At 52.5% G+C, this 25,510-nt stretch carries 26 protein-coding genes and 1 tRNA gene; 2 read left to right on the forward strand and 25 right to left on the reverse strand.

The features are described from left to right. Window positions 1-110: 110 nt before the first annotated feature. From HY272_04645 to alaC, 3 genes are all read right to left on the reverse strand, one after another. Window positions 111-1,193, reverse strand: coding sequence for a threonine synthase (locus tag HY272_04645; GenBank protein ID MBI3771970.1), 1,083 nt, complete (start codon window positions 1,191-1,193; stop codon window positions 111-113). A gap of 251 nt (window positions 1,194-1,444) precedes the next feature. Further along, window positions 1,445-2,761 carry a homoserine dehydrogenase gene (locus tag HY272_04650; GenBank protein MBI3771971.1) on the reverse strand — a complete coding sequence of 439 codons (1,317 nt, stop codon included), beginning with the start codon at window positions 2,759-2,761 and terminating at the stop codon, window positions 1,445-1,447. A 171-nt stretch (window positions 2,762-2,932) separates the two neighbouring features. Beyond that, window positions 2,933-4,141, reverse strand: a complete 1,209-nt coding sequence (gene alaC, locus HY272_04655; protein MBI3771972.1) for an alanine transaminase — start codon at window positions 4,139-4,141, stop codon at window positions 2,933-2,935. A gap of 173 nt (window positions 4,142-4,314) precedes the next feature. Here alaC and HY272_04660 point away from each other — a divergent pair, with 173 nt between their 5' ends. Together HY272_04660 and HY272_04665 are read left to right on the forward strand one after the other, a co-directional pair. After that, window positions 4,315-4,758, forward strand: coding sequence for an Mth938-like domain-containing protein (locus HY272_04660; GenBank protein ID MBI3771973.1), 444 nt, complete (start codon window positions 4,315-4,317; stop codon window positions 4,756-4,758). A gap of 306 nt (window positions 4,759-5,064) precedes the next feature. Beyond that, complete coding sequence (locus HY272_04665; GenBank protein ID MBI3771974.1) at window positions 5,065-5,961, forward strand: phospholipase A; 897 nt, start codon at window positions 5,065-5,067, stop codon at window positions 5,959-5,961. Window positions 5,962-6,070: 109 nt separating this feature from the next. Here HY272_04665 and rpoS read toward each other — a convergent pair whose 3' ends face one another. From rpoS to secG, 22 genes are all read right to left on the reverse strand, one after another. Next, window positions 6,071-7,060 carry an RNA polymerase sigma factor RpoS gene (rpoS, locus tag HY272_04670; GenBank protein MBI3771975.1) on the reverse strand — a complete coding sequence of 330 codons (990 nt, stop codon included), beginning with the start codon at window positions 7,058-7,060 and terminating at the stop codon, window positions 6,071-6,073. Between the two features lie 111 nt (window positions 7,061-7,171). After that, window positions 7,172-7,897: a peptidoglycan DD-metalloendopeptidase family protein gene (locus tag HY272_04675; GenBank protein MBI3771976.1), complete on the reverse strand. Its 726-nt coding sequence runs from the start codon at window positions 7,895-7,897 to the stop codon at window positions 7,172-7,174. Between the two features lie 69 nt (window positions 7,898-7,966). Beyond that, window positions 7,967-8,548 (reverse strand): DedA family protein, encoded by a 582-nt coding sequence (locus tag HY272_04680; protein ID MBI3771977.1) that lies wholly within the window; start codon window positions 8,546-8,548, stop codon window positions 7,967-7,969. Next, window positions 8,548-9,210 (reverse strand): protein-L-isoaspartate(D-aspartate) O-methyltransferase, encoded by a 663-nt coding sequence (locus HY272_04685; GenBank protein MBI3771978.1) that lies wholly within the window; start codon window positions 9,208-9,210, stop codon window positions 8,548-8,550. Before HY272_04685 ends, HY272_04680 begins: the two co-directional genes overlap by 1 nt. 5 nt (window positions 9,211-9,215) lie before the next feature. Continuing rightward, window positions 9,216-9,962: a 5'/3'-nucleotidase SurE gene (gene surE, locus HY272_04690; GenBank protein ID MBI3771979.1), complete on the reverse strand. Its 747-nt coding sequence runs from the start codon at window positions 9,960-9,962 to the stop codon at window positions 9,216-9,218. 106 nt (window positions 9,963-10,068) lie between these two features. Then, window positions 10,069-11,499, reverse strand: a complete 1,431-nt coding sequence (gene nuoN / locus HY272_04695; protein ID MBI3771980.1) for an NADH-quinone oxidoreductase subunit NuoN — start codon at window positions 11,497-11,499, stop codon at window positions 10,069-10,071. A 39-nt stretch (window positions 11,500-11,538) separates the two neighbouring features. Then, the gene (locus HY272_04700; protein MBI3771981.1) at window positions 11,539-13,056 is read right to left on the reverse strand and encodes an NADH-quinone oxidoreductase subunit M; all 1,518 of its coding nucleotides are present in this window, start codon (window positions 13,054-13,056) and stop codon (window positions 11,539-11,541) included. Window positions 13,057-13,092: 36 nt separating this feature from the next. After that, the gene (gene nuoL, locus HY272_04705; protein MBI3771982.1) at window positions 13,093-15,048 is read right to left on the reverse strand and encodes an NADH-quinone oxidoreductase subunit L; all 1,956 of its coding nucleotides are present in this window, start codon (window positions 15,046-15,048) and stop codon (window positions 13,093-13,095) included. Between the two features lie 11 nt (window positions 15,049-15,059). After that, the gene (nuoK, locus tag HY272_04710) at window positions 15,060-15,365 is read right to left on the reverse strand and encodes an NADH-quinone oxidoreductase subunit NuoK (protein MBI3771983.1); all 306 of its coding nucleotides are present in this window, start codon (window positions 15,363-15,365) and stop codon (window positions 15,060-15,062) included. A gap of 39 nt (window positions 15,366-15,404) precedes the next feature. Further along, on the reverse strand, window positions 15,405-16,010 hold the full coding sequence (locus HY272_04715; GenBank protein MBI3771984.1) for an NADH-quinone oxidoreductase subunit J: 606 nt from the start codon (window positions 16,008-16,010) through the stop codon (window positions 15,405-15,407). Next, window positions 15,998-16,198, reverse strand: coding sequence for a hypothetical protein (locus tag HY272_04720; protein ID MBI3771985.1), 201 nt, complete (start codon window positions 16,196-16,198; stop codon window positions 15,998-16,000). Before HY272_04720 ends, HY272_04715 begins: the two co-directional genes overlap by 13 nt. Further along, the gene (gene nuoI, locus HY272_04725; protein ID MBI3771986.1) at window positions 16,195-16,683 is read right to left on the reverse strand and encodes an NADH-quinone oxidoreductase subunit NuoI; all 489 of its coding nucleotides are present in this window, start codon (window positions 16,681-16,683) and stop codon (window positions 16,195-16,197) included. Before nuoI ends, HY272_04720 begins: the two co-directional genes overlap by 4 nt. Window positions 16,684-16,701: 18 nt before the next feature. After that, window positions 16,702-17,748 carry an NADH-quinone oxidoreductase subunit NuoH gene (gene nuoH, locus HY272_04730; protein MBI3771987.1) on the reverse strand — a complete coding sequence of 349 codons (1,047 nt, stop codon included), beginning with the start codon at window positions 17,746-17,748 and terminating at the stop codon, window positions 16,702-16,704. A gap of 20 nt (window positions 17,749-17,768) precedes the next feature. Then, window positions 17,769-20,159 carry an NADH-quinone oxidoreductase subunit G gene (locus tag HY272_04735; GenBank protein MBI3771988.1) on the reverse strand — a complete coding sequence of 797 codons (2,391 nt, stop codon included), beginning with the start codon at window positions 20,157-20,159 and terminating at the stop codon, window positions 17,769-17,771. 38 nt (window positions 20,160-20,197) lie between these two features. Then, complete coding sequence (gene nuoF / locus HY272_04740; protein ID MBI3771989.1) at window positions 20,198-21,463, reverse strand: NADH-quinone oxidoreductase subunit NuoF; 1,266 nt, start codon at window positions 21,461-21,463, stop codon at window positions 20,198-20,200. Window positions 21,464-21,468: 5 nt separating this feature from the next. Next, complete coding sequence (gene nuoE, locus HY272_04745) at window positions 21,469-21,963, reverse strand: NADH-quinone oxidoreductase subunit NuoE (GenBank protein ID MBI3771990.1); 495 nt, start codon at window positions 21,961-21,963, stop codon at window positions 21,469-21,471. Then, window positions 21,963-23,216 carry an NADH-quinone oxidoreductase subunit D gene (locus HY272_04750; GenBank protein ID MBI3771991.1) on the reverse strand — a complete coding sequence of 418 codons (1,254 nt, stop codon included), beginning with the start codon at window positions 23,214-23,216 and terminating at the stop codon, window positions 21,963-21,965. Before HY272_04750 ends, nuoE begins: the two co-directional genes overlap by 1 nt. A gap of 5 nt (window positions 23,217-23,221) precedes the next feature. Then, window positions 23,222-23,830, reverse strand: a complete 609-nt coding sequence (locus tag HY272_04755) for an NADH-quinone oxidoreductase subunit C (protein ID MBI3771992.1) — start codon at window positions 23,828-23,830, stop codon at window positions 23,222-23,224. Window positions 23,831-23,839: 9 nt separating this feature from the next. Further along, complete coding sequence (locus HY272_04760) at window positions 23,840-24,316, reverse strand: NADH-quinone oxidoreductase subunit B (protein ID MBI3771993.1); 477 nt, start codon at window positions 24,314-24,316, stop codon at window positions 23,840-23,842. Between the two features lie 72 nt (window positions 24,317-24,388). Next, entirely contained in the window at window positions 24,389-24,745 is a 357-nt protein-coding gene (locus HY272_04765; GenBank protein ID MBI3771994.1) for an NADH-quinone oxidoreductase subunit A, read from the reverse strand. Between the two features lie 262 nt (window positions 24,746-25,007). Continuing rightward, a tRNA-Leu gene (locus HY272_04770) sits at window positions 25,008-25,092 on the reverse strand. Between the two features lie 70 nt (window positions 25,093-25,162). Next, complete coding sequence (secG, locus tag HY272_04775; protein ID MBI3771995.1) at window positions 25,163-25,498, reverse strand: preprotein translocase subunit SecG; 336 nt, start codon at window positions 25,496-25,498, stop codon at window positions 25,163-25,165. Window positions 25,499-25,510: the final 12 nt, after the last annotated feature.

Below are 25,510 nucleotides of genomic sequence, written 5' to 3' on the forward strand. Positions count from 1 at the left end.
AATACCGCAAACTTGGTCACACATAGTATTTGTCGACTAAATTGTTAAACATCTTTACATGTATTTAGAATACCCTGAATATTGAATTTATTTCTTTAATTAACAAATAGTTATGAAGCCATATTATCAAGGATGGCCTTTTTGACGGCATCCATGGTTGCCTCTACCGTGATCAATGGCGACTTGCCTTGCTTGATCGCGGTGTCCGGATCCTTGAGGCCATGACCGGTGAGCGTACAGACAATCTTGCTGCCGGCAGGGATCTTGCCGTTCTTGATATCACGCAACGCCCCGGCCAGTGACGTCGCCGATGCTGGCTCACAGAACACACCTTCTTTTACTGCCAGCAGACGCTGAGCAGCGAGGATCTCTTCATCCGTGCATTCGTCGAACCAGCCATTGGATTCTTTTTGCAGTTTCCAGGCCATATCCCAGCTTTGCGGGTGGCCGATGCGGATCGCGGTGGCGATGGTCTCGGGATTATCGACCATCTTGCCGCGCATGAAGGGCGCGGAACCACTGGCCTGATAACCGACCATGCGCGGCACATTATTGACGATGCCGTGATCATGATATTCCTTGTAGCCCATCCAATGCGCCGAGATATTGCCGGCGTTGCCGACGGGCAGACAGTGAAAATCAGGTGCCGTACCCAGCTCCTCGACAATTTCAAACGCTGCTGTTTTCTGTCCTTGCAGACGATAGGGATTGATCGAGTTGACGATAGTGACCGGCGCCAACTTGGCGACGTCCTTCACCAATTGCATTCCGGCATCGAAATTGCCCTTGATCTGGATCACCACCGCGCCATGAATTAACGCCTGCGACAACTTACCCATGGCAATTTTGCCTTCGGGAATCAGCACAAACGCGGTAATTCCGGCACGGGATGCGTAGGCCGCAGCGGCGGCGGAGGTGTTACCCGTCGAAGCGCAAATAATAGCCTTGCTGCCTTCTTCCACGGCTTTGGTCACGGCCATGGTCATGCCGCGATCTTTGAATGAGCCGGTCGGATTCAAACCTTCGTATTTGACGTAGATGTCCACGTCCTTGCCTAATTCGCGCGGGATGTTGCTCAAGCGAATCAGCGGCGTGTTGCCCTCGCCCAGACTGATGATACGGGTGTCGTCATGCACCGGCAAACGGTCACGGTATTTCTCGATCAGGCCGGTGTAGCGGGAACGAAAGGGCATGGTATGACTCCTTAACAATTAGCAAAAAATACAAAACCGATAAAAATCCAACGCAGAGACGCGGAGGCGCAGAGATGTTACTAAATAAAAAACCTCTTCCTGCTAGAGATAAGATGAGAAAAAGAAGTAAGGGCCTAAAACATGCTCCTTTTGATTTTTCTCCGCGTCTCTGCGCCTCGGCAACCGCTCCTGCGTTGCACTACCTCGCACATCCCTGTGCTCGTCCGCGTTGGATTTTTAAAATCAAAAAATCAATTAGCATCCAGCGTCTCAAGACGAATCCGCATTACGCTGCCATGGATCGTATCCAACGCTTCAATACGCTTGATCGCCTGATTCATCTGCTCTTCACGAATGTTGTGGGTCAGAATGATAATCGGCACTTCACTTGCGCCCTCTGCCGGTTCTTTCTGCAATATTGCTTCGATGCTGATCTGCATATCGGCAAGGATACGCGTGACATCGGCCAGCACGCCCGGACGATCCGCCGCATGCAGGCGTAGATAATAAGCGGTCTGCACCTTATCCATCGACAGGATCGGCAAGTCAGCGAGCTGATCCGGCTGGAAGGCCAGATGCGGCACCCGGTTTTCGGGATCCGCGGTTAACACGCGCACGACATCCACCAGATCCGCGACGACCGCTGAGGCGGTCGGTTCAGAACCCGCGCCAGCGCCGTAATAAAGGGTAGGCCCGACAGCGTCGCCCTTCACCAGCACGGCATTCATCACGCCATCCACATTAGCGATCAGGCGGCGATGCGGAATCAAGGTCGGATGCACGCGCAGCTCAATGCCATTATCGGTACGGCGGGCGATGCCGAGATGCTTGATCCGGTAACCCAATTCCGTCGCATAGGAAACATCAGCCGGGGTAATCTTGCTGATGCCTTCGGTGTAGACCTTCTCAAACTGCAACGGAATTCCGAACGCGATCGAGGCCAGAATAGTCAGTTTGTGGGCGGCATCGATACCTTCGACGTCGTAGGTCGGATCAGCTTCGGCGTAACCCAAACGTTGCGCCTCAGCCAGTACATCACCAAAGGCACGGCCCTTGTCGCGCATCTCGGTAAGGATAAAATTACCCGTACCGTTGATGATCCCGGCCAGCCATTGAATCCGGTTCCCGGCCAAGCCCTCACGGATGGCTTTGATGATCGGAATCCCACCCGCGACGGCCGCTTCAAACGCGACCATTACACCTTTCTTGTGGGCGGCGGCGAAAATCTCATTACCATGCCGGGCGATCAGTGCCTTGTTGGCGGTGACCACATGCTTGCCATTATTGATGGCGCGCATGACCAGATCGCGGGCCGCCGTAGTGCCGCCGATCAATTCAACCACCACCTCCACGTCCGGGTGATCGACCACGGCCAGGGTATCAGTGGTGAGTTGGATGTTTCCGGTGTCAACATTGCGAACCTTTTTAAGATCGCGGGCGGCAGCAATCACCACCTCGATCCCACGCCCGGCACGGCGCTGAATTTCCTCGGCGTTACGTTTCAATACACTGACCGTACCGCCACCGACGGTGCCCAGGCCCAGCAATCCAACTTTAACCGGTTTCAAGATTGTTCTCCCAACTATTTGTATTTAATTAGTTCTTTACCACAGGGGCACGGAGGGCACAAAGAAGCTACAATTCAATCCCCCCTAGCAGGGAGAAAGAGCATCAACGCAGCCTGTTACATGCCGGATCAATAAATTCCTCTGTGTTCTCTGTGCCTCTGTGGTTCAAAATTATTTAGCCGACACATCCGAACCCGCTTTCGAGTCACGGCGCAGCATGTCGCGGATGCCGCGTACCGCCTGACGGGTACGGTGTTCGTTTTCGATCAGACCAAAGCGGACGTGATCATCGCCATAACTGCCAAAACCGACGCCCGGTGACACCGCCACCTTGGCCTCACGCAACACCTTCTTGGAAAATTCCAATGACCCCAGGTGACGGTATTGCTCCGGAATCGGCGCCCAGACGAACATCGTCGCCTTCGGCGGCGTCACGTCCCAACCAATCGAGTTCAGGCCACTGCACAACGCATCACGGCGGTCCTGGTACATATTACTGATCTCGCGGACACAGTCCTGCGGCCCTTCCAGCGCGGCAATGGCCGCCACCTGCACCGGCGTGAACATGCCGTAATCCAGATAAGACTTCATCCGTGCCAGCGCCGCCACCAGCTTGGGGTTACCGACCATGAAACCTACCCGCCAGCCAGGCATATTGTAGCTCTTGGAAAGCGTGAAGAACTCCACCGCCAGGTCCTTGGCGCCGGGCACCTGCATGATCGAAGGCGCCACGTAACCATCGAAGGCAATATCCGCGTAGGCCAGATCATGAATGACCCAAATCTTGTGCTCGCGGCAAATCGCCACCACCTTCTCGAAGAAAGACAGCTCCACACACTGCGCCGTCGGATTGCCGGGGAAATTCAATATCAGCATCTTCGGCTTGGGCCAGGAGTCCTTGATCGCCTTCTCCAGTTCAGCAAAAAAGTCACCGCCTTCCACCAACGGCACATGGCGGATATCCGCCCCGGCGATGACAAAGCCATAGGGATGGATCGGGTAGGCGGGATTCGGCACCAGTACCGCATCACCCGGCCCCACCGTGGCCAGTGCCAGATGGGCCAGACCTTCCTTGGAACCGATGGTCACAATCGCCTCGCTCTCGGGATCGAGCTGTACCTGGAAGCGGCGCTCATACCAACCGCAAATTGCCTTACGCAGGCGCGGGATACCGCGCGACAAGGAATAGCGGTGAGTATCGCCCCGTTGCGCCGCCTCAATCAGTTTATCGACGATATGCTGTGGTGTCGGCTGGTCCGGATTACCCATGCCGAAATCGATGATGTCCTCCCCACGGGCGCGGGCCTTCGCCTTCAAATCGCCAACGATATTGAACACGTACGGGGGCAGGCGTTTAATTCTTGGAAAATCGTCGATCAAGGTCGTACTTCCACTGCTGATGAAATAACAAAAGCTCCGCCCGCGGGCAGAGCCAGTATACTGGGCGCTAACATTACCGAGGCTGACTAACCCTGTCAATTACCACGCGTTTATGACCTTGAAAGCGGGAATAACATGACCCAAAATGGGGTTCCAAAACGAAAGGACTCACCATGGCTTTCAACCAGGACATTGATTTTAGCATCTACACCATTCGTAGTTATCAGCGTGGTGAAATCATTGTCAGCCTCCCCCCCCGTCAGGAAGAGATGGATGAGGCCCGCAATGCCAGCCCCAACGCTAAACCGCGCCTGCCCTACGAGAGGCTCAGTCAAAGCTTTATCATCACTGCCGAAACCGTGATCCGTGATTGGCCCCCACAAGACATCAGCACCCTCAGCCGTGACCACATCGCCCAACTCGCCGCCTATGATCCCGAGGTCGTCCTCATCGGTACCGGTACCCGCCTCACCTGGCCCGACCGCGCCCTCCTCACCCCATTGATGGAACAACATATCGGCTTTGAAGTGATGGACACCGCCGCCGCCTGCCGCACCTACAACGTGCTCAGCCTGGAAGGCAGAAAGGTGGTGGCAGGATTGATGATGATTCGGTAGATTTATTTTTGGGTATGCACCGTACTTCCCAATCATCACTATTCCTTGCCTGCGCCAGGCATTACATCAGTCTCCACCGTTAACAACCTCCAACAATAATCCGTCCGGCACAACGCTTGGCGACCGCAACTCAATAAAGACGGTCGGCAATCATGCCTGCGATTCACTGCAATGCCACTTCAGTTCCTTGAGGACTTTTCCCGACTCAGTGATTAATTGGTAATTCACCGCAGCAGCTGCTAAATAAATATCAAGGCTTCCACATTTGCATTCACATGAATGAGATCGTAACAAGCGAGGGCAGGGATGAGGGGATTTAGCTTACATATCGTTTTGGGTTGTGGTTTGCTGTTACTCGTTGGCGTGCAGGCGGATGCCGACGATGCCAATCAGGAAAATAAAGTCGATACCATTAGTCACTATCTTAGCGGCAACGAACCCTCCTATTTCGTGTTTGCCCGCGATAAAGGAGATGATGACTATCATGGTGAGTTTTATCTTTCGATCAAATATCCTCTTCTGCAACGACCAATTCGATATCTCTTGGGAAAAAATTCCGCACTTAATTTCAATTACAATGGCCTGTATGATTTTTACCTGGCATCACGCTACTCCTCCCCCATCATCTCACGGCGGCAAAATCCTGGGCTGATGTACGAATACCGTTTTTTGGGGCACAACACATTACGCAAGGCAAAGTTTGGCTACTTTCATGAATCAAATGGTCAGACGATCGATAATCAAGCTGACTTTTTAAACACCACTAATGTCCAGGATTATGTCAGCCGCGGCTGGGACTATTTGCATCTGGAGTTGAGCGTTACACCCGAGGAGAGTTGGTACGTCTACTTGCAGGGGCACCTCTACTTAAACAAACAGATGTTCAAACTTGACAGAGAGGAAAAATGGCCATGGGAAGTCCCTGTCGGAGTAGCGTTGCCAATCGATGAATATGACGGCCTGAGATTAATCGTCGGCCAGACGCTTAAACGTAAACATTGGTACTTCGACGAAATAAAACTCAGCGCCATTTATCGAACGGGGTATCATGATCCAGGCCATAACTCGACCCGCAGATTAGAGGCTACGTTCAGGATTTTTGATGTTCCGTTATACCTATATTATTTTGACGGCTATGGGATCAACATTGCTTCATATTTCATGAAGAGCTCGTCTTATGGCATTGGTTTTGAACTTTGGTAGCTGCTCTCAATCTGCGACATGACAACGATGTGGGTTCATTCATGTGTCGCTTGTGGCGACAAGTGGGTGGATTGCGCCGCAACGCGGTTAACCCACCCTGCTTTCAACTTTATCCCAACAACTGATCGCCAGAAATGCCCTGTTTTTCAAGTATACGCCGCAGTTTACGCAACGCCTCAACCTGTATTTGGCGAACACGCTCACGCGTTACACCGATGCGTTCGCCGACTTCCTCAAGGGTGGCGATCTCATCGCCATTGAGTCCAAAACGCTGCTCAACGACTTGGCGCTGTTTTTCATTTAACTGCGACAACCAGGCGGCGATACTGGCCTGGATTTCTTCCTCCTGCAGTTGCGCGGCGGGATCGATTTGATTTTCGTCGGCGATCGTTTCCTGCAACAAGCGATCCTTATCAAGACTCGCCGATTCAACCATTGATAGCTGTTCCTGCAAACCTAAAATCATTTGCACCTCAGCCAGGGGTAATTCGAGCCTGGCGGCGACTTCTTCGGGACTGGGATCGTGATCGAGCTCTTGGGCAAGCTTGCGGGCAATTTTTTGATAGCTATTGATTTGCTTGACGACGTGGACCGGGAGACGAATAGTGCGAGTTTGATTCATTATCGCTCGCTCGATGGTCTGACGTATCCACCAGGTGGCGTAGGTGGAAAATCGAAACCCGCGTTCAGGATCGAATTTTTCCACCGCATGAATCAACCCAAGATTGCCTTCTTCGATCAAATCCAGAAAGGCGAGTCCACGATTCATGTAATAACGGGCAATTTTGACAACAAGGCGCAGATTACTTTCGATCATGCGCCGTCGCGCATCATCATCCCCTTTAAGCGCACGCCGGGCGTAATAAACTTCTTCTTCGGCGGACAATAATGGCGAAAAGCCAATCTCACTGAGGTAAATACGCGTCGCATCGACCACGACTTCAACCGCCTTCCAACTGGAAGCGGTCTCAGCATCTGCGGGAATTCCCACCTCATCCTTGAGTAGCTCCTCTGGTTCTGTCCAGAGTTTATTTGCCTCGGTGTCGTCAGTCAGTTCATCCGACTGCGGTTGCTCCACCGAACGGTTTTTCTCCACCACCCCAACACCCCCCCAATTATGATGCGTTGAGCGATACTTGACAGTCTAACCGCAAAAAACAGTTTCCAACAAGCATAATGTCGAAGTGCAAAAACAATATTAAACAGGTAGTTATGATCCACCTTTTGGGAGATAGCGGAGCGGATCAACGGGTTTACCATCGGCCCGTATCTCAAAGTGCAATTTTACCCGATCCGCCTCGGTACTCCCCATGCGGGCAATGCCCTGACCACGACTAACTTGCTCACCTTCTTTGACCAATAATTCGCGATTATGAGCATAGGCGCTGAGATATTTGTCATTGTGCTTGATGATCAGCAACTTGCCATAACCGCGCAATCCATCGCCACTATAAACCACTTTGCCACTCGCTGCTGCCTTAACGGCATCGCCGCTCATACCACTGATAGCAATTCCCTTCTTGCCTTGCGACCTGGCATCATAACGATGCACCACATCGCCTTGTGCGGGCCATTGCCATTCAACTTCATCACGAACGATGGGCGCTGCATCCACTGGTGCAATGGCTTGACGCGAATCGGGATGAGCAGGTGTTTTTGCAACTGTTGTCGGCTGTGAGGATCGCACCGGTGCTTTGCCGGGGCTATGTTTTTTGGGTTGAACTGCCCCCTCCTCGCCATCGACTGGCGGCACCACTCGCAACCAGTCACCATAATGCACAGTGTAAGGAGGCTCTATATCATTCCACCGGGCGACATCGTGATAGTCACGATCGTAGCTCCAGCTAATTGAATACAGCGTATCACCGTCACGCACCTGGTGATAAAAATGACTGCCACAACCAGGCAGACTCGATGTTGCGATGAGAAATACCACTGTCTTTAACCAGACCCAAGTGTGCTCTTGAATCCGTTGCTTCGCATTAAACCGCAATAGCCAATACCTTTAAGAAAACTTACTGAACAGATACAACACAACCACCAATACCACCAACAGCCAACCGATAAGATCAACGTAGTGACGCAACATTCGCTCCATGCGCTCACCACCCCACTTCATCAGTCCGGCCACCATAAAAAAACGCGCGCCACGGCCAACTAAAGAAGTGAGTACAAATGGAACAAACGCCATGCTCATCACACCAGCGCCGATGGTAAATAGTTTATAGGGAATTGGCGAGAATGCGGCAATAAAAATCACCCAAATTCCTTCCTCAATAAACCATTGTTTCACTTTAAGAAATCCATCCCAGTAACCCACCTGATGCAAAATGGGTTCCACAGCTTCGAATGCCAGCATGCCAATCAGGTAGCCAAACGCCCCACCCGCTACTGAGGTCAGGGTCGTTAATAGGGCAAAAAACCAGGCTCGCCGGGGCGCCGCCAATGACATCGGTGCCAACATCACGTCGGGTGGAATTGGGAAAAAAGAAGATTCCGCAAAACTTATCGCGCCCAAAAACCACGGGGCATGCCGATGTCTCGACCAGTTCAGCGCTTTATCATAGAGCAAGGAAAAAAACCGCATCAGCGATTTCCAGATAACAGGGGCACGAACTCGACTTCTTCGATCGGCATCCTGTGAAATCCCTCTTCGGTACGGGTGATCAGCACCAACTCTTGTTTACCACTCTGCCCCACAGGGGCGATCAAACGCCCACCGATGGCCAACTGCTCAAGCAGTGCAGCGGGAATTTCCAGCGGTGCTGCGGTCATGACAATGACATCATAGGGCGCATATTCCTGCCACCCCATTTGGCCATCGACGTGTTTGAGCCTGAGATTGTGGAGTTTCAATTCACGAAATCGTTGCCGGGCACGCTGCGACAATTCACCTATCCGTTCAACGCTAAAAACCTGCTCGGCCACTTGCGCCAAAATTGCCGCCTGATAACCGGAACCGGTACCAATTTCCAGCACCTTCTTGCAGGGGCCGGTTTCAATGACAATTTCAGTCATCCGCGCCACGATATACGGTTGCGAGATCGTCTGACCAAAGCCAATGGGCAATGCGGTGTCATCATAGGATCGACTGGCCAATGCTTCATCGACAAAAATGTGCCGCGGTGTATTGCGGAATACATCCAACACCTTGGGATTGCGTATCCCCTGTTCCTGCAGGCGCGAGATCAGGCGCTCGCGGGTGCGCTGCGAAGTCATACCAATACCGCGATGCCGAGGACCATTCATGAAACTTACATTCCTGATAACCACGTTGCCACTTGTTCGAGCGCAGTATAACGCGTCAGATCGATTTGAATGGGGGTTACTGATATTCGGTTGCGCCGAACGGCATGAAAATCCGTGCCCGGCCCGGCATCGGCCTCAGAACCCGCAGGTCCCACCCAGTAAATATCCCGTCCACGGGGATCATGCGCCTTGATGACGGGCTCGGATTTATGACGATGCCCAAGCCGGGTCGCCTCAAAGCCTTCGATTTTCTCCCAAGGAATATCCGGTACATTGACGTTAAGAATGGTATCCGCAGGTAACGGATCACGTAACAACCGATCGATCAGTTGCATAGCGGCTTTCGCCGCCGTGGCATAGTGTTTTGGATCGGCGCCCACCAACGATACCGCTATCGCAGGAAACCCCAGAAAGCGGCCTTCCGTTGCCGCCGCGACGGTACCCGAATATAAAACATCATCCCCCATGTTGGCCCCGGCATTAATGCCGGCGACTACCATGTCTGGTTCTTTATCGAGCAGGCCGGTAATTGCAAGATGCACACAATCGGTGGGGGTGCCGTCGACATAGATCACGTTGTTAGACACATAATGGGCACGCAGCGGTTGATCAAGGGTCAGGGAATTGCTCGCGCCGCTACGATTCCGCTCCGGCGCGACCAGGGTAACATCAGCGATTTGACGAAGGGACTCCGCCAGACACTGGATACCCGGAGCAAGATAACCATCATCATTGCTCAGCAGAATACGCATATTGCCATCACCAACATCCAGCCAGGATACCCGCCCGCCGACACGGCGGAACCTTTGTTACAACCATCCCGCTTAACTCGGGGATGAACACGGAATCCAATTCCAACTAGAATACCGTTAAACAGTAGCGCATCAATGCTGCCGGGAAGATGCCCAACACCAACATCGCCAAACAGTTTACCGACAACACAACTCGCATGTCCGTACCCGTTTCGATGCGACCAGCCTCTTCAGGTTTGTCAAAATACATGACCTTGATGACACGCAGGTAATAAAACGCACCCACCACGGAGAAGACGACTGCGTAAACGGCAAGCCAGACCAGATCGATTTGAACGACGGATTGAATCACTGACAGCTTGGCATAGAAACCCACGGTCGGTGGTACCCCTGCCATTGAGAACATCAGGATCAACATCATGGCCGCCAGCCATGGACTTCGTTCGTTCAGGCCTTTGAAGTCTTCAATCTTATCCGCCTCGAAACCGGCACGGCTGAGCGCGATGATCATGCCGAAACCACCCAGCCCCATCAGCGCATAAACAATCACATAGAACATGGACGCGGAGTAGCCATTTTCGGTGCCGGAGAGGATACCCAGCAGGAGAAAACCGACATGGGCAATCGTCGAATACGCCAACATGCGTTTGAGATTGGTTTGCGCGATGGCAATGACGTTACCAATGGCAATCGACAAAATCGACAACACAATCAGCAAGTCTTGCCATTGATGATGCAAATCGCCCAATCCTTCTACCAGGAGCCGCATGATCATGGCAAATGCAGCGATCTTGGGCGCGGTGCCGATGAACAACGTGACCGCCGTTGGCGCACCGTGATAAACATCCGGTATCCACATGTGGAACGGCACAGCGCCCAACTTGAAGGCCAAGCCCACCACCACAAACACCAAACCAAACATCAACACAATATTATCGCTATTGGAGGCCACATAGCCGCCGATGACGGCCAGATCCAGGCTGCCGACCATGCCGTAGATCATGGACATGCCATACAACAACATCCCGGAGGCTAGCGCGCCGAGGACAAAATACTTCATCGCGGCTTCAGTGGCATTCAACGAATCCCGTTGAAACGCGACCAGGGCGTAAAGCGAGAGCGACAACAGCTCCAGCCCCAGATATACGGTCAATAGGCTATGGGCGGAGACCATGACCATCATCCCGAGTACAGCAAACAGCCCCAGTACGAAAAACTCACCGCGATACAGACTGCGCTGTTTGAGATAACGCCGCGAATAGAGAAATACCACTGCCGTAACCAGATAGATAAAGAGCTTAAGTACATTACCCATCTGATCAATCACGAAACTGTCATTGAAGGTCAGCACACGTTCACTTTCTGACAGGCTGATGGTCAGCATCGCTGCCCCAGCCAGTGTCGCCAGTGACATAAAAAAGGTCACGACGCGATCACTGTCTTTGAGATAAAGATCAATAATCAGGATCGCGCAGGCCATGCCCAAAACAAAAATTTCAGGCAGTGCTGGGATAAAATTTGGCATTACAAAATTCATGCTCACCGTTCGCTTCCAAAGACTTTAACGATCATTTAATTACATCAGCTTCGATGTCACTGCCTGCTGCAATAAATGCTCTACCGAACTATGCATTACATCCAGCAATGGCGCCGGCCAGACCCCCAGCAATAACACCAATACCGCCAGACTACCCAACACCAGCCCTTCACGGGCATTGATATCTTTGAGTTCAGCGACATGTTTGTTCTTGATCTCGCCAAACACCACCCGCTTCACCATCCACAAGGTATAGGCGGCGCCGAGGATCAATGTCGTCGCGGCCAGGAATGCGTACCAGAAATTCGCTTTAAAGGCGCTCAGCACCACCATGAATTCGCCGACGAAGCCAGAAGTTCCCGGCAATCCCGCATTGGCCATGGCGAAGAAGACCATTAAGGCGGTAAACTTGGGCATGGTATTCACAACACCGCCGTAATCACTGATGTTACGGCTATGCATCCGGTCATACATGACGCCCACACAGAGGAACATCGCGCCGGAGACAAAACCGTGTGAGATCATTTGCACCAGGGCGCCTTCAACACCCATCGCCGCCCCTGCAACTGCACCTGTCTGCCGGAAAATATCGAACACCACGAAGAAACCCAGCGTGACAAATCCCATATGCGAAATTGAAGAATAGGCGATCAGCTTCTTCATGTCTTCCTGCGCCAGAGCCACCAACGCGATATAGACCACCGCAATCAGTGACATGGCGATGATCATCCAATCCAGCTCCGCACTGGCATCCGGCGCAATCGGCAACATGAAGCGGACAAAGCCGTAGGCGCCCAGCTTGAGCATGATCGCCGCCAGGATCACGGAACCGCCGGTAGGCGCCTCGACGTGAGCGTCCGGCAACCAGGTATGCACTGGCCACATCGGCACCTTGACTGCAAACGCGATCAGGAAGGCAAGGAAGATCAGTATCTGGGCGGTCATGCTGACCGGCACGGCGTGGAAATCGAGAATGCTGAAGCTGTTGGCCTGGAAATAAAGATAGACCAGCGCAATCAGCAGGAATACCGAACCAAAAAACGTATAAAGGAAAAATTTCAGGGTCGCGTAAACACGCCGCGCGCCACCCCAGATACCGATCACCAAAAACATGGGGATCAGCATCCCTTCCCAGAATACGTAGAACAAGATGGCATCCAGCGCTGCGAAAACGCCATTCATCATCCCTTCCATGATCAGGAATGAGGCCATGTATTGGGCAACTTTATAGTCGATGACTTCCCAGGCGGCGATCACCACCAGAATCGTGGTGAACGTGGTCAGCAGAATAAGCGGCATGGAGATGCCATCCACGCCGAGGAAATAATTGATATTGAATGCCGGGATCCAGGAGGCTTTTTCGACAAACTGCATGTCGGCGGTGGTGACATTAAACTCGGTATAGAGCGGCAATGACACCAGAAAGCCGACGATTGCCGCCGTCAGTGCGGTCCAGCGCACGGCACAGTTATTGCCGCTGGCGCCCACGGCCAATACAAGCAAGCCGCCGAGTACCGGCAACCAAACCACCAAACTAAGAAGCGGAAAATCCGACATTCACCCGAGCCCTTTTTTAAACTTATTCCTGAATTCTTATACTAAAACCAGGAGCCAACCTAGCATCACCAGCAATCCGATAATCATCCAGAATGCGTAATGGTAGAGGTAACCCGTTTGCCATTGCCGGATGACGCCCGACAACCAACCCACGCCATTGGCCGTGCCATTGACCATGATGCCGTCTATCGCCTTGACGTCGCCAAATTGCCAGAACATGCGTCCAGCCTTGCGGCTGCCACTGGCGAAGAACATTTCATTGAAGGCATCAAAACCATACGCTTTTGTTAGCACGTTATATACACCCTGGAACTTGTCTTTGATCTGCGCCGGCAATTCAGGCCGCTGCATATACAGATAATACGCCGTGCCGACACCGGCGGCAGCCAACCAGAACGGCAGCCCCATAATGCCATGCAGCACGAAGCCAAGCGCTCCGGTGTAATGCTCACCCAGATGACCCAGCACGTCGTGATGTTCACTGACATATATCGCCTTGCCAAAATAATCACCGAACAGCCATGGACCGACTGCAATGGCACCGATGATCACTGACGGGATCGCCAGCAATACCAGCGGTACGGTGATCACGGCCGGTGATTCATGCAGGTGTTCCCGGGTATGGTGATCCATGCGCTCCTTGCCATGGAACACGAGGAAGAACATGCGGAAGCTATAAAGCGCCGTCACGAATACGCCAATCAACACACACAGGTAGGCAAAGGTCGAACCTGCGACATGAGACTCGGCCACAGCTTCGATGATGGCATCCTTGGAGAAGAAACCGGACATACCGGGGAATCCAATCAATGCCAGCGAACCGACCAACATGCACCAGTAGGTGATTGGCATGTATTTTTTCAGGCCACCCATCTTGCGAATATCCTGTTCATGGTGCATGGCGACGATGACCGAACCTGCCGCCAGGAACAACAGCGCCTTGAAAAAGGCGTGGGTCATCAGATGGAAAATACCGGCAGCGTAAGCTGAGGCGCCGAGCGCCACGGTCATATAACCCAGCTGTGACAAGGTGGAATACGCCACCACGCGCTTGATGTCGTTCTGCACCAACCCGAGGAAGCCCATGAACAGCGCCGTGATGGCACCAATCACCAGTACCACAGTCAACGCAGTTTCAGACAATTCATAGAGAGGTGACATACGAGCCACCATGAAGATACCGGCGGTGACCATGGTCGCGGCGTGGATCAGGGCCGAGATCGGGGTCGGGCCTTCCATCGAATCCGGCAGCCACACATGTAACGGCACTTGTGCCGATTTACCCATCGCGCCGATAAATAGCAGGATACAAATCACTGTCATCAACGACCAATCGATCCCAGGAATGATCTGAATGGTCAGATCTTTCATCAGCGGTGCGGCGTTAAACACATCTGCATAATCAAGGCTGTTGAAATACATCAACACGGCCGCGATGCCGAGCAGGAAGCCAAAGTCACCGACACGGTTGACGAGAAACGCCTTGAGGTTGGCGTAGATGGCGGATTCCTTTTTGAACCAGAAACCGATCAGCAAATAGGACACCAGGCCTACCGCCTCCCAACCGAAGAACAGCTGCATGAAATTGTTGGCCATCACCAACATCAACATGGAGAAGGTAAACAGGGAGATATAACTGAAAAAGCGCTGATAGCCAGGATCATCGTGCATATAACCAACGGTGTAGATATGCACCATCAACGAGACAAAAGTCACAATCATCATCATCGAGGCCGTCAGTTCATCGATCATGAAACCGACCTCGAAGCGGATGCCATCACTCACACCCCAGGTATAAACAGTCGCGTTATAGGCAGCGCCATCATTGAGAACGATGTTATTAAAGACTATCGCTGACAAAGCAAAGGCCACGACCACGCCAATGATCGTGACCCAATGCGCCCCGCTACGCCCGATTGTTTTCCCAAAGAAACCGGCAATCACCGATCCGATGAGCGGCGCCAGTACAATCCAAAGATAAAGACTCTCCATGGCGCTCCCGCTTATCCCTTCAGGCTGTCCAGATGTTCAACATTGATACTGCGGCGGTTACGGAACCACACGACCAGTATCGCAAGACCAATTGCCGCTTCAGCGGCTGCCACCGTCAGGATGAAGAACACGAATACCTGGCCGGCAATATCCCCCAAATAATAGGAGAAGGCGACAAAATTCAGATTCACTGCCAGCAACATCAACTCAATGGCAATCAACAGCACGATGACATTCTTGCGGTTGATAAATATACCCGCCACACTGATGCAAAACAGGATTGCACCCAGCAGCAGAAAGTGTGATAACGCAATCATAATCCCCTCATTGGTTCGTAATCTACGAACCTGGATCCCTTATTTGGCTTCTTTTTTTTCAGCCGCCATCTTCACTATACGGACGCGATCCTCGCGCTTCACTGCAACCTGCGCACCTGGGTCCTGATGCTTACTATCCGGCCGACGCCGCAGGGTCAACGCAATCGCTGCAATAATCGCCACCACCAGGATGACAGCAGCCAGCTCAAAGGAATAGACATAGTCGGTATACAGCACTCGTCCCAGTTCCTTGGTATTACTGTAATCCGCCGCATGACGCACCGGTGCGGCCACTTTGTCGAGGCCGAAGTTCTTGGCGCCGACCACCATGCTCAGCTCAATCACCATAATCACCGCTACCGCGATACCCACCGGCAGGTAACGAATAAAACCTTCACGTAGAATAGCGATATTGATATCCAGCATCATCACCACAAACAGGAACAAGACCATGACCGCGCCGACGTAGACCAGCACCAGCGTGATCGCAAGAAACTCGGCCTCCAGCATCAACCAGATCGCGGCACTGGTGAAAAAAGTCAGCACCAGAAACAGAACGGCATGCACAGGATTGCGCACGGTAATCACCGCCAACGCAGAAGCGATCAAGATCGCGGCAAAGAAGTAAAAAATTACGGTGTCCATGTCCTGTCGTTATTCTCTTTTAAATTAAAACTAAAGGACACCTCTATAAATTCGATCAAGCCGATGATGGCAAGGCGCAAACGGGCGAAAAAGCGCAGTGTACATGTAGTACATGAGCATTTTGAGCCCGTTTGCAACACCGCCAGCGCGGCTTCAGCGAATTTATAGAGGTGTCCCATCGCTGTCATCGGTATTGCGAATCCACCGCCCGGTCAGCCGCAATCTGTTTTTCCAGACGATCGCCCACCGCCAGGAGTTTTTCCTTGGTCATGATCTGCTCACCGCGTCGTTCGAAGTGATACTCGAACTCACGGGTCTCAACAATCGCATCAACCGGACAGGCCTCTTCGCATAAGCCGCAATAGATACACTTGAACAGATCAATGTCATAAAGCGTGGTGCGGCGGCTGCCGTCCTCACGCTGATCCGACTCAATCGTAATCGCCAGTGCCGGGCACACCGCTTCACATAGCTTACAGGCGATACAACGTTCTTCACCATTCGGGTAACGCCGCAACGCATGCAAGCCACGGAAACGCGGCGACATTGGCGTCTTCTCTTCCGGGTATTGCACCGTGATCTTTTTGGCGAAGAAATACTTCCCCGTCAACTTGAGACCAATCAACAATTCCCAGAGTATGAAACTCTTAACATAGTGTTGCATTGTTTTCATCGCAGCACCTCCCAGGGCCTAATCGAACCAGGGGCCGATATGGCCCATGATCGCCAGACCAACCACCAACAGCCAGACGATGGTGACTGGAATAAACACTTTCCATCCGAGACGCATAATCTGGTCATACCGATAACGCGGGAATGTCGCCCGGAACCACAAGAAGAAAAACAGGAAAAACGAAATCTTGGCCAGCAACCATACGATGCCTGGTACCCATGCAAAGAGTGCTTCAAGGCCCGGAACTCCCTGGAACGGCGAAAGCCAGCCGCCTGCAAACATAGTCGCGCACAACGCCGACACCAGAATCATGTTGGCGTATTCCGCCAGGAAGAAGACGGCGAAGGTCATCCCGGAATACTCAACATGGAAACCGGCAACAATTTCAGATTCACCTTCCGCCACATCGAAGGGTGCACGGTTGGTTTCAGCAAGTCCAGAAATAAAATAGACCAGAAACAGCGGAAACAGCGGCAACCAGTACCAGTGCAGGAAGCTGCCTTGCTGGGCCAACACAATCTCACGCAAATTCAAACTACCCGCCGCCATCAACACACCGACCAAGGCAAAACCCATGGCGATTTCATAAGATACCACCTGTGCCGATGAACGTAACGCCCCGAGGAAGGCATACTTCGAATTGGAGGCCCAGCCAGCGATGATAATGCCGTAAACCCCCATTGAAGTCATGGCCAGAATATAAAGTAGACCAGCATCGATATTCGCCAATACCAGTTGCTTATCAAACGGTATCACCGCCCACGCTGCCAATGCCGGTGCCAACGTCAGGATCGGTGCAAAGAGAAACAGGAATTTATTGGCATTGGTCGGAATCACCACCTCCTTGAATGCCAGCTTGATACCGTCGGCAATGGGTTGCAACAAGCCACGCGGGCCTACCCGGTTCGGGCCGATACGCACCTGGATGTAACCAATCACCTTGCGTTCAGCCAGCGTCAAATAGGCAACGCTAAGCATGATCGGCACCACAATGACGACGATCTTGATAATAATCTGCAGCAATACGGGCAAACTGCTCCAGAGTGTGAGTGCTGTATCCAACATACCCGCTATTGTCTCCGTCCTCAGGCCCGTTTTAATTCCACAGCCATGCCATTAGCACCCAAGCCAATGGTTCCGGCCAGCGCGGCGGATATCCAGGCACAACCCGACGCCACACGGTTGTCCACCACCAAGGTCAATATACTCTCGGCGCCTTCCTGTTTGACCGACACCAAATCACCATCAGCCAAACCTAGTTTCTTCGTGTCAGCGTCATTAATACGTACTAACGCCGTTTCAGCCAACGGACTCTTTTGTAGCGAGACCGCACGACGCACCGTTGCGTCGAGCGCATAAATCGGCACATCGGCAATACGCACCATGCCAGGCGGCGCGCTATGTAACTTTTCCGGACAACGCCAACCATGTTCTTGTTTGCTCATCGTGCCACTGGCACGTTCAATCTCAGCGTCGCTGGCGCGCTTGAGTTCATCACGCACATCTTCCGATGACACATAGTCAAAACCACCGAGGCTAAACAAATTGCCCAACACTCGCAGCACTTTCCAGCCAGGACGAGCTTCACCTTTGGCAGCGACTGCCGCACCGAAACTCTGCCAACGGCCTTCCACGTTGACATACGTACCGGAGGTTTCAGCAAACGGAGCGATCGGCAGCAGTACATCCGCATATTCGAGCATCGCACCGCTCTTGTAAGCCGTCAGCGCCACTACAATTTCCGCATTTTTGAGCGCGGTCATCGCCATTGCTGGATTGGCGCAGTCGTATTCCGGCTCTAAACCGCACACAACATATCCTTGCAGCTTTTCCTGTAGCATATCGTGCGCATTAAGGCCAAAGCTGCCGCCCTTGCCTGCGGCGGCGCGATGCGGCACCGCACCGGCAATCCATGCGCCTGCGGCATTGGCACCGTCGGTCAAATAGCCAAACTTGGCGCCACTCAGCTGTGCAATCGCCAATCCCAACGCCCGCAATGCAGCACCCGCCGGATGATTGAGGGCAAAATTACCGATCAGCACCGAGCCATTCGAGGCCGCTTTCAATGTATCTGCAATCTTGCGCTCTGCCTTATTGGCGACAACGCTTGCCAGCAACTTAGACAATCCCTGCGGTGCATTCCCGGAATGACCATCCAATAGCGCCTTGGCAATACCCGCCAATGCACGCTCCATGGCAACAGGATCAGCGATAATCTTTTGATGCACATCAAAGCGGAAATCGTAATCGACAGGATTGATGAACATGATGCGACCGCCATGCACTGCTGCCTTACGTAGACGATGACCAATCAGCGGCTGCTCCATGCGCACATTCGAACCAATCAATAACGCAGCATCCGCCTTTTCAAGATGCTGGATTGCAGTTCCCAGCGTCGGAACACTCGGCATCAGATCCTGATCACTGAAATCAAGCTGACGGTTACGGTGATCCACATTGGAGCTTCCGATGCCACGCATCAGCTTTTGCAGCAAATACATTTCTTCGATAGTCGCGCTTGGCGAAACAAGCGCCCCAAGCTGCGCTGCGCCGCGTTGCGAGACGACATTCTTCAGCCCACTCACTGCGACATTCAGCGCCGTTTCCCAATCCGTTTCCTGCCAGCCCGATTCGCGCTTGATCATTGGCACTGTCAAGCGATCAGCGCTATTGACACCTTCATAGCTGAAACGGTCACGATCGGAGATCCAGGTTTCATTAATTTCTTCATTTTCTTTGGGCGTGACACGACGCACTTCTCCGCGCAAGGTTTCGACATGAATATTGGAACCGACACAATCATGCGCCGCCACCGAAGGACGCTTGTCCATTTCCCACGAACGGGCGTGAAAACGGAACGGCTTGGAGGTCAGTGCCCCGACCGGACACAAATCGATGACGTTACCCGAAAGTTCCGAAGCGACAGATTTCTGTATATAGGTACCAATAAGCATATGCTCACCACGTCCGGTGGCACCCAGTTCGCGCAAACCGGCGATCTCTTCGCCAAAACGCACGCAACGGGTACAGTGGATGCAGCGCGTCATATCGGTCGCAATCAGCGGACCGATGTCTTTGTCCGCCACTACACGCTTCTTTTCAGAGTATTGGGAATGGTCACTGCCGAAACCCATTGCCAAATCCTGAAGTTCACACTCGCCGCCCTGATCGCAAATCGGACAATCCAGCGGATGATTGATCAGCAAAAATTCCATCACGCCTTTTTGCGCCTCAATCGCTTTACGCGACTGAGTGAAGACCTTCATCCCCTCAGTCACCGGGGTGGCGCATGCGGGCAATGGCTTGGCTGCCTTCTCAACCTCAACCAAGCACATGCGACAGTTGGCGGCGACCGACAATTTCTTATGATAGCAAAAACGCGGAACAGCAATACCGGCGGCATCGGCGGCTTCAATCACCATTGCCCCGTCGTTTGCCTGAATCTTTTTGCCGTCGATCTCTATGTTAACCATCAAAGGCTCCGCCAATAATTTTCTTCATCTCAGCGCTCACTTCAAACCATGCACTTGCGATGGTCGATGTGATACTGGAACTCGTCGCGATAATGTTTGATGAAACTCGCAACCGGCATCGCTGCCGCATCGCCCAGGGCACAAATCGTGCGCCCCATGATCTTGTTGGACACATCCACCAGCCGATCCAAATCTTCATGCCGCCCTTCGCCATGCTCGATCCGATGTACCATCCGCGCCAGCCAACCGGTACCTTCGCGGCACGGCGTACATTGACCACAGGACTCTTCAAAATAAAAATGTGACAGACGCCCCAGCGCCTTCACCATGCAGGTCGAATCATCCATCACAATCACCGAACCGGCACCCAGCATCGAACCCGCCTTGCCGATGGAATCGTAATCCATGTTCACATCCATCATCATATCGCCCGGCACCACGGGTGTTGAAGAACCACCGGGAATAACCGCCTTCAATTTATGGCCGGTGCGCACGCCACCCGCCATTTCCAGCAGCTGCGAAAACGGCATGCCCATGGAGACTTCATAGTTGCCCGGCTTATTCACGTGGCCGGAAACAGAGAAAATCTTGGTTCCGCCATTGTTCGGCTTACCCAGTTCAAGAAACCATTGACCGCCATTCCGCAGAATCATTGGAATCGAAGCCAGCGTCTCAGTGTTATTGATCGTTGTCGGCCGACCATAAAGTCCGTAACTGGCCGGGAACGGCGGCTTGAAACGCGGCTGCCCCTTCTTGCCTTCGATCGACTCCAGCAGTGCGGTTTCTTCACCGCAAATATAAGCTCCGGCACCCAGGTGAACATCAAGATCGAAATCGATTCCCGAGCCCAGAATGTTCTTACCCAGCAGCCCTGCGGCACGAGCGTCTTCAATGGCCGCCTGGAAACGTTCATACGGTTCCCAGAACTCGCCGCGAATATAGTTGTAACCTTTGGTGGCACCAATGGTGTACCCGGCAATCGCCATCCCCTCCACCAATTGGTGAGGATTGAAACGCAAGATATCACGATCCTTGCAGGTACCCGGTTCACCTTCATCAGAATTACAGACGATGTATTTCTGACCCGGGGTGTTGCGCGGCATGAAGCTCCACTTCAGACCCGTTGGGAAACCCGCGCCACCACGACCGCGCAAGGCTGAAATTTTGACTTGATTGATGATTTCTTCCGCGGGCGTTTTCTCGCGCAGAATCTTTTTCCATACGTCATAACCGCCGGAATTCTGATAGACGTCAAACGTCCATGACTTGTCGATATGATTATTACGGAAGCAGACTTCGTTGGTCATGGCCGTTACTCGAGACTATCCAGAATTTGATCGATCTTTTCCGGCGTCAGATTTTCAAAATACTGCCGCCCGATCTGCATCATTGGCGCACCGCAACATGCCCCCAGGCACTCAACTTCCTTGAGGGTAAATTTGCCGTCACCGGTGGTCTGCCCTAATTTGACACCAAGCTTTACTTCCAAATGTCGCACAAGATCCTCGGAACCACACAACAAACAGGAAATGTTAGTGCAAACGGATATCTTGTGTTTACCCACCGGCTTGTGTTCGTACATCGAATAGAACGTAGCCACCTCATAGACTGCAATCGCAGGCATATCGAGGTACTCGGCCACAGCATCCATCAGATCGTTGGTCAGCCAGCCGCCGTTTTGATCCTGAAGAATACGCAATGCGGGCATCACTGCCGATTGCTTCCGCTCCACAGGGTATTTGGCAATCCAAGTATCAATCTCGGCACGCGAAGCGTCAGTAATCAAATGCAACTTGCTCGACGACATCAGCGATCAACCTCTCCAAATACGATATCCTGGGTACCGATAATCGCCACCACGTCAGCGATCATGTGACCGCGCGACATTTCATCCAGCCCCGCTATATGTGCAAAGCCCGGCGCGCGGATTTTCATCCGGTACGGCTTGTTCGCGCCGTCCGATACCAGATAAATCCCAAATTCACCTTTGGGATGCTCAACAGCGGCGTACGCCTCACCGCGCGGCAACGAATATCCTTCCGTGAACAACTTGAAATGATGAATCAGGGCTTCCATATCACCCTTCATCTTCTCACGCCGTGGCGGTGTCACCTTGTAATTATCGACCTTGACCGGGCCGGGATTTTTGCGCAACCAATCGATACACTGCCGCACGATGCGATTGGATTGCCGCATCTCCTCAACGCGCACCAGATAACGGTCATAGCAATCGCCGTTCACACCGACAGGAATATCGAAGTCCAGCTTGTCGTAAATTTCATAGGGCTGCTTCTTGCGCAAATCCCACTCGATGCCGGAACCACGCAACATCGGCCCCGTAAATCCCATCTGCAACGCACGCTCCGGCGAGACCACGCCGATACCGACAGTGCGCTGCTTCCAGATGCGATTATCCGTCAGCAAGGTTTCATATTCATCGATATAGGTCGGGAAACGAACCGTAAAATCTTCCAGGAAATCGAGCAACGAGCCTTGACGATTGCGATTCAACTGGTCCACTTCACGGCTGTTATGCCATTTTGAAGTTTTGTAGTGCGGCATAGTATCCGGCAAATCACGCGCCACACCGCCGGGGCGATAATATGTCGCATGCATACGTGCACCGGAAACCGCTTCATAGGCGTCCAGCAGATCCTCACGTTCGCGGAAGGCGTAGAGAAACACCGTCATCGCACCGATATCCAGTGCATGCGCCCCCAGCCACAGCAAATGATTCAGAATCCGCGTAATCTCGTCGTACATGACGCGGATATATTGCGCCCGCAATGGCGGCTCCATACCCAACAACTTCTCAATCGCCAGCACATAGCCATGCTCGTTACACATCATCGACACATAATCGAGCCGATCCATATAACCAATACTCTGGAGATATGGTTTACCTTCAACCAGTTTCTCAGTCGCGCGATGCAGCAATCCGATATGCGGATCGGCACGCTCAATGACCTCACCATCCAGCTCGAGCACCAAACGCAACACGCCGTGAGCGGACGGATGCTGTGGCCCGAAATTCATGGTGTAATTGCGAATCTCAGCCATGCCGCCTACCTGCTCTTAGCCACTTTTGCATAACGATTGTCATGACGAATCACGCGCGGAACATTGACTCGCGACTCAATGGATACCGGCTCGTAAACCACGCGCTTGCGCACAGGGTCATAACGCATCTCGACCTGACCGATCAGCGGGAAATCCTTGCGGAATGGATGACCGATAAAACCATAATCGGTCAACAGGCGACGTAAATCCGGGTGTCCATCAAACAGGATGCCATATAGGTCAAAGGCTTCGCGCTCATACCAATTGGCGCTCGCCCAGATATCAGCCACTGAAATTATCCTTGGATCATCATCTGCAACGAACACGCGTAACCGCAGGCGCATGTTATGTTTGATTGACAGCAAATGATAAACAACGGCAAAACGCGCCCCCTGCCAGGCGCCGTCTTCGTATTCGAGGTAATCCACGCCGCAAAGATCGATCAACTGCTCAAAATGCAGCCCGGCGTCATCACGCAAAATGAGGCAGGTTTCATGCAAGCGCTCACATCCGACTTCAATCGTGACTTCATTGACATCGACGACGCAGGAAGCCAGCCCGTCGCCGAACTTCCCCTGTAAACGCTCCACCAATTTCTCGTTCGAGATCGACATAATTTATGCTCAGCGGGCAATGGTATTGGTGCGTTTAATTTTGTTCTGTAACTGGATGATGCCGTAGAGCAACGCCTCGGCCGTGGGTGGACAACCAGGCACATAAATATCCACCGGCACGATCCGGTCGCAACCACGCACCACGGAATAGGAATAATGGTAATAACCGCCGCCATTAGCACAGGAACCCATGGAAATCACCCACCGTGGTTCGGCCATCTGGTCATAGACCTTACGCAATGCGGGCGCCATCTTATTGACCAAGGTACCTGCGACCACCATCACGTCAGACTGGCGCGGGCTGGGTCGGAACACCACGCCAAAACGATCCAGGTCATAACGCGCTGCGCCTGCGTGCATCATTTCAACGGCGCAACAGGCCAGACCAAAGGTCATCGGCCACAACGAACCGGTGCGCGCCCAGTTGATCAACTTGTCAGCGGTCGTGGTGACCACGCCTTTTTCGAGTATGCCTTCAATACCCATAGCTTGCCTCCAAAACACTCATCCGTTGGCAGCCAGCAGCATTCGCGGACGCTCGCATCCTCGCAAATTCAGTTATTCCCATTCTAGCGCTCCCTTTTTCCATTCGTAAATGAAACCGATCACCAGGATCGCCAGGAACAAAACCATTGCCAGAAAACCGAACATGCCGATTTCTTTCAATACCACGGCCCACGGGAACAGGAACGCAATTTCCAAATCGAAAATGATGAACAGGATGGCGACGAGGTAATAGCGCACATCAAACTTCATGCGCGAGTCTTCGAATGCTTCGAAGCCGCATTCGTACGGTGATAATTTTTCACTGTCCGGCCGGTACGGGGCCAAAATAAAACCGGCGATGATCGGCCCGACGCCGAACAAAACACCAAGTACTACGAACACTAGAATTGGTAAATAATTATCCAGCATGCGATCGGATACTGTCCCTAATCAGCCCTTATTTTTGAAATAAAGGGCGTTGTGTCCCCATTTTTTTATAACACCCCTGAAGGGTGTTTTTTAAAAGTGTTAAGAGGTCGAGTCTAGGTTAGTTTTTTGTGAAGTGTCAACCCGGTTCTTATCCGAATATACCCTTGTTATTCTAGAGGTTAGATACACATAAGGTAACTAGCTTCATGTAAAACAAGCGTATATCCAACAACAGTCACAATTTCTTCAGTTATTACAAAAATGGTACCGATGGCCGGACTCGAACCGGCACGGCTTTCGCCACTACCCCCTCAAGATAGCGTGTCTACCAATTCCACCACATCGGCATTACATAAAACAACATTGGCTGAGCCATTTCCGATCTCAAGGCTCAGCCAACAAATCAATTATATTCTATTACTTATTAGCAGGCAGTACTGGAACGTCTGCGGGTGCTGTTGGAGCAGCGGGCACAGACTGTACCGGCGCCCCCATATCCACCACGCTCTTATTAACTTCGACACGTTTGCCGGTCAGATAAGCCAACCCGAGACAGGTAATAAAAAACAAGGTCGCAACCACGGCCGTGGCCCGCGTTAAAAATGAGGCCGAACCTTGGCTGCCAAAAACCGTATTCGATGCGCCGCTGCCAAAAGCCGCGCCGATATCAGCCCCCTTACCGCGCTGGATCAGCACCAGCACGCTCAGAGCCACTGCCAGCACGACGAGAAACACTTGTAAAACCGTAAACATTACATCAATCCT

The organism is Gammaproteobacteria bacterium (assembly GCA_016200485.1).
Taxonomy (GTDB): domain Bacteria; phylum Pseudomonadota; class Gammaproteobacteria; order Tenderiales; family Tenderiaceae; genus JACQEP01.